The organism is Specibacter sp. NPDC057265 (assembly GCF_042668835.1).
Classification (GTDB): domain Bacteria; phylum Actinomycetota; class Actinomycetes; order Actinomycetales; family Micrococcaceae; genus Specibacter.
Genome location: NZ_JBHUYE010000003.1, coordinates 224,109 through 234,309 on the forward strand (window position 1 = coordinate 224,109; position 10,201 = coordinate 234,309).

9 protein-coding genes are annotated in these 10,201 nt (G+C 62.8%); 4 read left to right on the top strand and 5 right to left on the bottom strand.

Annotation, left to right across the window (positions count from 1 at the left end; genetic code table 11):
* The first annotated feature begins 5 nt into the window (after positions 1-5).
* Positions 6-1,028 carry a YihY/virulence factor BrkB family protein gene (locus ACFUCV_RS04210; protein WP_380812335.1) on the top strand — a complete coding sequence of 341 codons (1,023 nt, stop codon included), beginning with the start codon at positions 6-8 and terminating at the stop codon, positions 1,026-1,028.
* A gap of 120 nt (positions 1,029-1,148) precedes the next feature.
* Here ACFUCV_RS04210 and ACFUCV_RS04215 read toward each other — a convergent pair whose 3' ends face one another.
* The 5 genes from ACFUCV_RS04215 to sdhC form a co-directional block, all read right to left on the bottom strand.
* On the bottom strand, positions 1,149-2,183 hold the full coding sequence (locus ACFUCV_RS04215) for a hypothetical protein (RefSeq protein ID WP_380812337.1): 1,035 nt from the start codon (positions 2,181-2,183) through the stop codon (positions 1,149-1,151).
* Between the two features lie 273 nt (positions 2,184-2,456).
* Entirely contained in the window at positions 2,457-3,242 is a 786-nt protein-coding gene (locus ACFUCV_RS04220) for a succinate dehydrogenase iron-sulfur subunit (RefSeq protein ID WP_380812378.1), read from the bottom strand.
* Positions 3,243-3,250: 8 nt separating this feature from the next.
* Positions 3,251-5,050, bottom strand: coding sequence for a succinate dehydrogenase flavoprotein subunit (gene sdhA, locus ACFUCV_RS04225; RefSeq protein ID WP_380812339.1), 1,800 nt, complete (start codon positions 5,048-5,050; stop codon positions 3,251-3,253).
* A gap of 126 nt (positions 5,051-5,176) precedes the next feature.
* A complete protein-coding gene (locus ACFUCV_RS04230; RefSeq protein WP_380812341.1) occupies positions 5,177-5,644 on the bottom strand; it encodes a succinate dehydrogenase hydrophobic membrane anchor subunit in 468 nt (155 codons plus the stop codon).
* A complete protein-coding gene (gene sdhC / locus ACFUCV_RS04235; protein WP_380812343.1) occupies positions 5,645-6,037 on the bottom strand; it encodes a succinate dehydrogenase, cytochrome b556 subunit in 393 nt (130 codons plus the stop codon).
* 309 nt (positions 6,038-6,346) lie between these two features.
* On the opposite strand from sdhC, the gene ACFUCV_RS04240 reads away from it, so the two are divergent.
* The 3 genes from ACFUCV_RS04240 (at position 6,347) to ACFUCV_RS04250 (ending at position 10,138) form a co-directional block, all read left to right on the top strand.
* Complete coding sequence (locus ACFUCV_RS04240; protein WP_380812345.1) at positions 6,347-7,492, top strand: mannose-1-phosphate guanylyltransferase; 1,146 nt, start codon at positions 6,347-6,349, stop codon at positions 7,490-7,492.
* A gap of 77 nt (positions 7,493-7,569) precedes the next feature.
* A complete protein-coding gene (locus tag ACFUCV_RS04245) occupies positions 7,570-8,778 on the top strand; it encodes an amidohydrolase (RefSeq protein WP_380812347.1) in 1,209 nt (402 codons plus the stop codon).
* Between the two features lie 247 nt (positions 8,779-9,025).
* On the top strand, positions 9,026-10,138 hold the full coding sequence (locus ACFUCV_RS04250) for a BMP family protein (protein WP_380812349.1): 1,113 nt from the start codon (positions 9,026-9,028) through the stop codon (positions 10,136-10,138).
* Positions 10,139-10,201 lie beyond the last annotated feature (63 nt).

Here is a 10,201-nt window from a genome sequence, read left to right on the forward strand (position 1 = left end):
CGGGCGTGAGCGCCAAACCGCCCTTGGCGGCCCCGGACAAGGCACCGCCGAGTCCCTTGGATCGACGGGCGCTGGCTGTGTGGGCCGGGGAGAAGCGCCGCGGCTTCACTGCTGCACGCCGTGACGGGCCACCCGTGCAGCGGGCCCTGTCCCTGCTGGCCTGGCTCAACGCGCGGGCCGCCGTGCTCTTCCCTGTGCGGGTATGGAACCTTTACACCCGGCGTCGGGGTCCCGTGCTGGCCGCCGGCGCCGCCTACCTCATGTTTTTCTCCGTGGGAGCCATGCTGGTGGCGGGCTTTTTAATCTTTGGGGTCGTTGCCGCCGGCAATATTGTGCTGCGCGATGCCGTTATTGGGATGGTTGCCACCAGCACGCCTGGACTCATTGACACCGGCGGCGGTGGACTTGCCACCCCGGAAGAACTTTTGGGCAACGGCGAAGTGGGCGTTCCGCTGCTGGTGTCCTTGGCGGCGCTGCTGTTCACGGCCATGGGTTGGGTGAACGGTTTGCGGGAGGGCATCCGCTCCCTGCTGGGCCTGGCCAGGGACCGCACCAACCCCGTGCTCTCGAAGATTCGAGATGTGAAGACGCTCTTGGTTTTGGCCGTGGCCCTGGTCCTCACCAGCGTCCTGGGGCTGCTCAGCACGGCCGCCACGGACGGTGTGGGTGACTTTTTGGCCTGGGGGGCATTCCTCACCAGTGCCACCGCCCAATTGAGCTCCATTCTGCTGATGCTGGTTTTGGATGTGGCTGTGGCCATGATCATGTTTTCCATGGCGTCGCGGGTCCGCATGCCCCGACGGGTGCTGCTGCTGGCGGCCCTGTTTTCCGGTTCCGGGGCCACCATCCTGCGTTTTTTCAGCGGAACGGCACTCACTGGGATCACCAGTAATCCGCTCCTGGCGCCCTTTGCCGTGATTCTGGGACTGTTTGTGTGGTTTTTCCTGCTCAGCCAGGTGTACTTGATGTCGGCGGCCATTGCCGCGGTGCTGGCGGCAGACAGGCGCCCGCGCAGACCATCCCGCTGACCCGGGTCCGAGCCGGTGCGCCATTGCGGTGCGCCGTTGCGGTGCGCCGAGTCAGACCCAGGCCTGTCGATGAGGATGCAGCGCTGCGTCGGAGTCGACAGTGCTGGGTCTGACTCGGCCTCAGCTGCCGAGTGCTGCGAGAACCCTGGCCCTAAAAGCCCCCTCGTTGAACAGATCTTTCCACTCAATCCGCAAAACTTTCCAGCCCGCCTCCATGAGGGCCCTTTCGCGTTTGCGCTCCAAGAACACGGCTTCATCTGTGGGTCCGTAGTCAAAGTACTTTACCCGTCCGTCAAATTCGAGCACCACACGTTTCCTTGGCCAGGCAAAGTCCACGCGGTAACGGCCTCTGCGCGTGTCAATCCAATGCTGCAGCAGCGGTGGCTCAATCCCGAGTTCACGGAGAAGGTCGCGGGTGAGAGTTTCGCCGGGGGATTCGGAGCGCCCGTCAGCATGTGCCAAGACCTTTCTCAAATTCCGCACGCCGCGGTGGCGTGGCAACCCTGCAGCCATGTGCTGCAGGAGTGGCAGGGAAGCGCCGCGCCGCAAGGCATCATCTGCAACGATCAGTCCCTGTTTGTAGCTCATGGTCAGGCAGCAATCCACCACTGTCCGCTCCAAGGTGGTGACACGCAGGGCAGCTATTGCAGTGACATCGCAGGGAGCAAGTGGCGCGGTATGGATCCGTGTGCGTGCATTGCAGCCCGTGCTTGAGGGTTTGGTGGTTTGAGTGATGTGAAGAAGTTTGTCCGCCCGCCAAAGCTTGAGCCGGTGAAGACGGGCCGCGGAGGCATGGCTGTATATGAACCCGGCGGCGGTGCGGCCCCGGGTGCCAAAGTCGTGCAGCACAATGAAGGTGCGTTCCTGGGCCTCCACGGACAGTAAATCCCAGTGGGAGCGCCGCACATAGGTACCGTAGTGGATCCGCATCAGCGCCCCAGCGGCCACCAGACGCCCAATGGCACGATCACTGAAACCAGCCTCGTGGAAGTGCACGGTACGCCAGGCAACCCGGGTGGCGGGAAACGCCGCCAAAAACCTGGCTGCCACTGGATCATGTTCTGCGGTGTCGGGCTGGCTGTTTTGAGGGCCAGGAGGCCCGAAGGCGGGGGTTGTTCCGGTGTCTGGTTCGGGGAAGGTGTTTGACTGGGTCATGGAACCAGCATTGCCGCTAATTGTGTGCTCTAACGAAGCCCCGGAAATCTGTGGATATCTGCCCACGCGTCGAATCAGACCCAGGCACATTCATTCCGACGTAGCGCCGCGTCTGACTGGACGGTGCTGCATCGGACTCGGTGCGAACAGGCCCGCAAGGCGGCGCGAACGGGCCCGCAAGGCGGCGCGAACAGGCCCGACCCCACCGCCGGGTGCACAAAACGCCGCCCCCCATACTGGGAAGCGGCGTCGTGGCACAGCCGTAAGGCTGGGCTAGATCTGACGGGACAGAATGGCCTGCTTGACCTCGGCAATGGCCTGCGTCACCTGAATGCCACGGGGGCAGGCTTCGGTGCAGTTGAAGGTGGTGCGGCAACGCCACACACCTTCCTTGTCATTGAGGATCTCCAGGCGCATGTCGCCGGCGTCGTCACGGGAGTCGAAAATGAAGCGGTGGGCGTTGACAATGGCTGCCGGGCCAAAGTACTGTCCATCGGTCCAGAAGACAGGGCAGGATGAGGTGCACGCGGCGCACAGGATGCACTTGGTGGTGTCATCGAAACGCTCACGGTCCTCCACCGACTGCAGGCGCTCCTTGGCGGGTTCGTGGCCACGGTTGACCAAAAACGGCATGACCTCGCGGAAGGACTGGAAGAACGGCTCCATGTCCACAATCAAGTCCTTCTCCACCGGGAGGCCCTTGATGGGTTCCACGGTGATGGGCTTGGAGGTGTCAAGGTCTTTCAGCAGGGTCTTGCACGCCAGACGGTTGCGGCCATTGATGCGCATGGCATCGGAACCGCACACGCCATGGGCGCAGGAGCGGCGGAAGGACAGCGAACCGTCCTGCTCCCACTTGACCTTGTGCAGGGCATCCAACACGCGGTCGGTGCCGTACATGGTCATGGTGAAATCTTCCCATTTGGACTCTGCCGAGAACTCGGGATCGTAGCGCCGCACCCGCAAGGTGACGTCAAAGGTGGGGATTTCACCGCCGCCGCCACCAAGGTGCGCTGGCAGTTCAATCTTGGATGCCGGCTCCGGGAGCTCAGTTTCCATGGTGCTCATTAGTACTTCCTCACCATCGGCTGGTATCGGGTTACAACTACTGGCTTGGTCTCCAAACGGATCCCGGCAATGGACTCGGCGGAACTTTCCACGGTGACCGCAGCGTCCAAATAAGCCATGGAGTGCTTCATGAAGTTCACGTCATCGCGTTCCGGGAAGTCCTCACGGTAGTGGCCGCCACGGGATTCGTTCCGGTGCAGCGCAGCCACCGTCATGACCTTGGCCAACTCCAACAAAAAGCCCAGCTCCACGGCTTCGAGCAGGTCAAGGTTAAAGCGCTTGCCCTTGTCCTGCACGCTGATGCGCGAATAACGTTCCTCCAGCGCGGCAATGTCCGACAGCACCTGGTTCAATGATTCCTCGGTGCGGAACACCTGCATGTTTGCATCCATGGTGTCCTGCAGATCCTTGCGGATCAAGGCCACCTTCTCGCCGCCGTCGGAGACACGCACGTGGTCCAGCAGGGCCACGGTGGCAGCTTCCGGGTTCTCCGGCAGTTCCACAAAGTCGGCGGTCAGGGCATATTCGGCTGCTGCCACACCTGCGCGCTTGCCAAAGACGTTGATGTCCAGCAGCGAGTTGGTGCCCAGGCGGTTGGAGCCGTGCACTGAAACGCAGGCCACCTCGCCCGCGGCGTAGAGGCCCGGGACCACGGTGTCGTTGTCCTGGAGAACCTCGGTCTTGATGTTGGTGGGCACCCCGCCCATGGCGTAGTGGGCCGTGGGGAACACGGGGACCGGCTCCGTGTACGGCTCAACACCCAAATAGGTGCGGGCAAATTCGGTGATGTCCGGGAGCTTGGCGTCAATGTGGGCCGGTTCCAGGTGGGTGAGGTCAAGCAGGACGTAGTCCTTGTTCGGGCCACAGCCGCGGCCTTCACGAACCTCGTTGGCCATGGAACGGGCCACAATGTCGCGCGGGGCGAGGTCCTTGATGGTGGGGGCATAACGTTCCATGAAGCGCTCACCGTCGGAGTTGCGCAGGATCGCGCCCTCGCCGCGGGCGGCCTCGGAGAGCAAGATGCCCAAACCGGCCAAACCTGTCGGGTGGAACTGGAAGAACTCCATGTCCTCCAGGGGGATGCCGCGGCGGAAGGCGATGCCCATGCCGTCACCGGTGAGGGTGTGGGCGTTGGAAGTGGTCTTGAAGACCTTGCCGGCGCCGCCGGTGGCCAGGACAACGCTCTTGGCCTGGAAGACATGCAGTTCGCCGGTGGCCAGATCGTAGGACACCACGCCGGCAGTCTTCTTCTGCAGGTAGGTGCTGCCATCCTCGCGGGTGGCTTCCTCATCAACCGTCAACAAATCGAGCACGTAGTACTCGTTGTAGAACTCAACGTTGTGCTTGACGCAGTTTTGGTACAGGGTCTGCAGGATCATGTGGCCCGTGCGGTCCGCTGCGTAGCAGGCGCGGCGCACGGGGGCCTTGCCGTGGTCACGGGTGTGGCCACCGAAGCGGCGCTGGTCAATGCGGCCCTCGGGCGTGCGGTTGAACGGCAGGCCCATCTTTTCAAGGTCAATCACTGCGTCAATGGCCTCTTTGGCCATGACCTCCGCCGCGTCCTGATCCACCAGGTAGTCACCGCCCTTGACGGTGTCAAAGGTGTGCCACTCCCAGTTGTCCTCTTCCACATTGGCCAGGGCTGCGCACATGCCGCCCTGGGCTGCACCCGTGTGGGAGCGTGTGGGGTAGAGCTTGGTGAGGACAGCGGTGCGGGCCCGCTGGCCGGATTCAATGGCGGCACGCATTCCTGCGCCACCGGCCCCGACGATCACGACGTCGTATTGGTGGACCTGCATACTGGATGCTCTTTCTCTCTTTACTGCACTAAATGCTGGTGTTCACTTTGCTCCGCCGGCCCGCTGGCCGGATCATGCGCCGCGGCCCCTGGGGAAATACGGGGACGCGGCGTCAGGACCTGGAAATCAGGGGACGGGGCAGAAGGAAGGAAGATCAATGACGGCGCCGGGAGGGCACGGGTCAAAGGTGAAGACGACCAAGGTGCCCAGCACAATGATCACGGTGGAGGCAATATACAGGACCGTTTTAAGGGTCATGCGGGTGCGGTTGCGCTCGGCATAGTCGTTGATGATGGTGCGCACCCCGTTGGTGCCGTGCAGCATCGCCAGCCAGAGCATGGCCAGGTCCCAGACCTGCCAGAAGGGATCGGCCCATTTGCCGGCCACAAAACCAAAGTCAATGGCGTGGATGCCTTCGCCCACCATCAAGTTCACGAACAGGTGGCCGAAGATCAGCACGATCAGCACCACCCCGGAGAGGCGCATGAAGAGCCAGGCAACCATTTCAAAGCTGGAGCCCGAGCCCTTGCTGCGGCTGTACTTGGGGGAGCGGGCGCTGTCGGAACGTGGTGCGGCGATGGATTCGGTGCTCATTTAGTGGCCCCCGGAAATATTTGAGAAAACAATGCTGAGGTGGCGGATGAGGAAGGGAATCATCGTCACGGCCCACAGTGCCAAAACGCCCCACAGCATCTGGCGCTGGAACTTCGGTCCCTTCTTCCAGAAGTCAATGGCAATGATGCGCAGGCCGTTGAAGGCGTGGAAGACGATCGCTGCAACGAGGCCGGCTTCACCCAAACCCATGATGGGGTTTTTGTAGGCCCCAATGACTGCTGTGTACGCCTCAGGGGAAACCCTCACCAATGAGGTATCCAAGACGTGCACCAACAAGAAAATAAAAATCACGACACCTGTTATGCGGTGTCCCACCCAGGACCACATGCCTTCACGGCCGCGGTACAGAGTGCCAGCTGGTTTTGTCGGCACTGAATAAACCTTCCCTGCGTCACCGTTGCGCTGGCGTGGTTCCACGCGAAGGAAACGCACACGGCCTGAGCACTCATACTTATGCCTAAATTTAGGCTTAGCCAAGAGCATATTCAACTTAGGCACTCCTTGCTCTGTGCAGCAAATCACACTCCGGACACAAACGCACGCAACCGTTTCCGCCAGCTGCTGCAAGCGGCATTTTTGCGGGCCCGACGGTGGAATTTTCTCTGCCCCCTGGGGTGGAACTTTCACGGAAAATTGCGCCCCGCCATGGGCGGTGAGTTTGGATCGCCTAGGGTAGAGCTGATGAATACGCAAAATTTGGTTGAGCCCGGGCTGTCCAGTGTGGATCCCCTGGACAGGTTTTATGCAGTGATACCGGCCGGTGGCGTGGGCACCCGGCTGTGGCCCTTGTCCCGTGCTGCCGCACCGAAGTTCCTGCATGACCTCACAGGCAGCGGCAGCACGTTGATCCGTGCCACCTACGACAGGTTGGAGCCGCTGAGCGGGTCCAAGGTGCTGCTGGTGACGGGTGAGGCGCACCGGGAGGCCGTGTGCCGCCAGTTGCCGGAGGTGGCGGATGGGAATTTGGTCCTGGAGACCGAACCGAAGGATTCCGGTGCCGCCATTGGCCTGGCCGCCGCGATCCTGTACACCCGGGACCCGGACACCATCATGGGCTCCTTCGCGGCCGACCAGGTCATCAGTCCGGTGGAAAAGTTCCAGGACTCCGTCCGTGAGGCGATCCGGACGGCGGCCACGGGAAAGATCGTCACCATTGGCATCAAGCCCACACACCCTTCCACGGGCTTTGGCTACATCCGCATGGGCGCTGCCCTGAATGTGAAGGGTGCGCCCAGTGCCCACGCCGTGGAGGAATTCGTGGAAAAGCCCAGTGAGGAGATCGCTGAAAAGTACCTTGCCAGCGGCGACTACAGCTGGAATGCCGGCATGTTCGTGGCCCCGGTGGAATTGATGCTGCGCCATCTCAAAGCCAATGAACCAACCCTGTATGAGGGTGTGATGGAAATGGCCCTCGCCTGGGACACTCCGGAGCGGGTGGCGGTGAAGAACCGGGTGTGGCCCACCCTGCCCAAAATTGCCATTGACTATGCGGTGGCGGAACCGGCGGCCGACGCCGGTGACGTGGCGGTGATACCGGCGGACTTCAGCTGGGACGACGTGGGGGACTTCGCCGCCATTGCACGGCTGAGCAGCGCCGCCGAGAACAAAAACGTCAAGGTCATCGGTGAAGGCGCACGCGTCTTCACCGAGGACAGCACAGGCATTGTGGTCACCGACACCACCCGCGTGATTGCCTTGATTGGCATTCAGGACGTGGTGGTGGTGGACACCCCGGATGCCCTGCTGGTCACCACCCGGGCGCATTCGCAACTGGTCAAGAAAGCCGTGGACGGTTTGAAGGCACAGGGCGAGACGGGCGTGCTGTAGGCGCCTGCGCAGGCGCGGATGTAACGCGGCGTCCGCCAATGCGGACATGACGGGGGGACATGGTTAGAGTTTGTGGGGTGCGCAACTACTCGCTGGAAACAGAAGCAACTGAACTCATCGGCCCCTGGCTGGAACCTCTGTTGGATGAGGTCATTGAGTTCCGCCGCGACCTCCATGCCCACCCGGAACTGTCGTTTCAGGAGTTCCGCACCACCAACAAGATCTATGACCGCCTCCGCGACGCCGGCCTGTCCCCGCGCCGCCTGGCCGGCACCGGTGTGATTGTGGATGTGGGGGAGGGGCCCATTGCCACGGCCCTGCGCGGGGACATTGATGCCCTGCCCATTGTGGAGGAAACCCAGCTGCCCTTTGCCTCCCGCAACCACGGGGTCACCCATGGCTGCGGCCACGATTTCCACACCGCCGCCATGCTGGGGATCGCGCTGGTGCTGGCCAAAATGCATGAACACAGCCCGCTGGGCGGACGCGTGCGGATCATTTTCCAGCCTGCCGAGGAAACCATGCCCGGCGGAGCCCTGGCCTGCATTGACCAGGGCGCGCTCGACGGCGTTCCCCGCATCATGGCACTGCACTGCGATCCGCGGATCGAGGTGGGCAGGATCGGCACCCGCATCGGCCCCATCACCAGCGCCTCGGACACCATAAAAATCGAACTGGCAGGCCGCGGCGGCCACACCTCGCGCCCGCACCTGACCGAGGACCTGGTTTTTGCCCTGGCCCAGATAGCCATCAACGTCCCGGCGGTGCTTTCGCGCCGCGTCGATGTCCGCAGCGGTGTTTCAGTGGTGTGGGGCCAGCTCAATGCCGGTTCGGCGCCCAACGCCATCCCCGCCAGCGGCGTGCTGAGCGGAACCATGCGCTGTTTGGACCGGGAGGCCTGGCACGCTGCCGGCGAACTGCTCGACCACGTGGTGCAGCAGGTCGCCGCGCCGTACGGCGTCGAAGTGAGCCTGGAACATACCCGGGGCGTGCCGCCGGTGGTCAACTCCGAACATGAAACGGCGGTGGTGGAGGCCGCGGCGCGCAATGAACTGGGGGAGGATTCAGTGGTCCTGGCCCCCCAGTCCATGGGTGGGGAGGACTTTGCCTGGTTCCTCCAGGGCATCCCGGGGACCTTGATGCGGCTGGGCACGCATGTGCCCGGCGGTGAGGAATACGATCTGCACCGCGGGGACTACATTGTCGACGAACGCGCCTTGTCGGTGGGAATCCGGGTCCTTACGGCCGCAGCACTGCGTACCCTTCGCGCCCCCGCCGAGCACTAGGAGCGGCCGGCGGCGGCAGGGCTTATATAACGGTTGCCCAACAATGCGGCGTGGAAAACGCGGTACTCTACCAAGCAGTAGCAAGAGCACACTAGGGTATTTCTAGCACCGCAATGCAGGGGTGCGCCACTGCACGCGTGCCTGGACCCAGCCAACCGGATTTCTTCGAAGCGGGGGTGCGGCCCATGACGCGGCCAGCGTGGGGCGTCCTTTCCTGCACAGTGGCCATACACCCCATGGAGGAATCTTGAAAAACCTGCTTCTCTCAACCGCCAAGCGCGGCACAGTTGTTGGAACCGTCGCGCTCAGCGCGCTTGCCCTGATGCTCACCGGCTGCGGCGAGGCTCCGCCGGCACCGGGCGGCGAGGACGGCGCCAACCCCGCTGCCGCCGATTTCCTGGGCTGCATCGTCTCCGACTCCGGCGGATTCGACGACCAGTCCTTCAACCAGTCCTCCTACGAGGGCCTGGAAATGGCCGTGGCCGATCTGGGCATCCAAATGAAGGAAGCCCAGTCTGCCAGCACCTCCGACTTTGCCCCGAACCTGGCCACCATGGCCAGCGCCGGCTGCGATCTGACGGTGACCGTGGGCTACCTGCTGGCCGAGGCCACGGGCGAGGCCGCCAAGAACAACCCGGACCTGCACTATGCCATTGTCGATGACAACAGCATTGATGCCCCCAACGTCAAGCCGATCGTGTATGACACGGCGCAGGCTGCCTTCATGGCCGGCTACACCGCCGCCGCCACGTCCAAGACCGGCAAGGTGGGCACCTTCGGTGGCATCAACATCCCCACCGTGACCATCTTCATGGACGGCTTTGCTGCCGGTGTGGACTACTACAACGAGAAGCAGGGCAAGGACGTGGCCCTTTTGGGCTGGGACGCCAAGACGCAGCAGGGCTCCTTCGCCAACACCTTTGAAATCATTCAGGAGGGCACCAAGATCACCAACAACCTGCTCTCCGAAGGTGCCGATGTGATCATGCCGGTGGCCGGCCCGCTGGGCAAGGGCGCAGGCGATGCCATTTTGGCTGCCAACGGCTCCGGCAAGGACGCCAAGTTGATCTGGGTCGACTCCGACGGCTACCTCACGGCCCCCGCCTACAAGGAGGTGCTGCTGACCTCGGTCATCAAGACCATGGGTGAAGCCGTGGAGTCCATTGTTGCCGACGACGTCGACGGCAAGTTTGACCCCACCCCGTACGTTGGCACCTTGGAAAATGAGGGTGTAGCCTTGGCCCCGTTCCACGATTTCGACGCCGAGGTCAGTGCAGACACCAAGTCCCAGCTTGAGGAAATCAAGAAGGGCATCATTGACGGCTCCATCAAGGTGGAGTCCGCAGCAAGCCCCAAGTAGCAGTTGTGAAATGGGCGTGGGGGGGGGCCCCACCGGCGCCCCCCCGCCCATGGTGTGGTACTC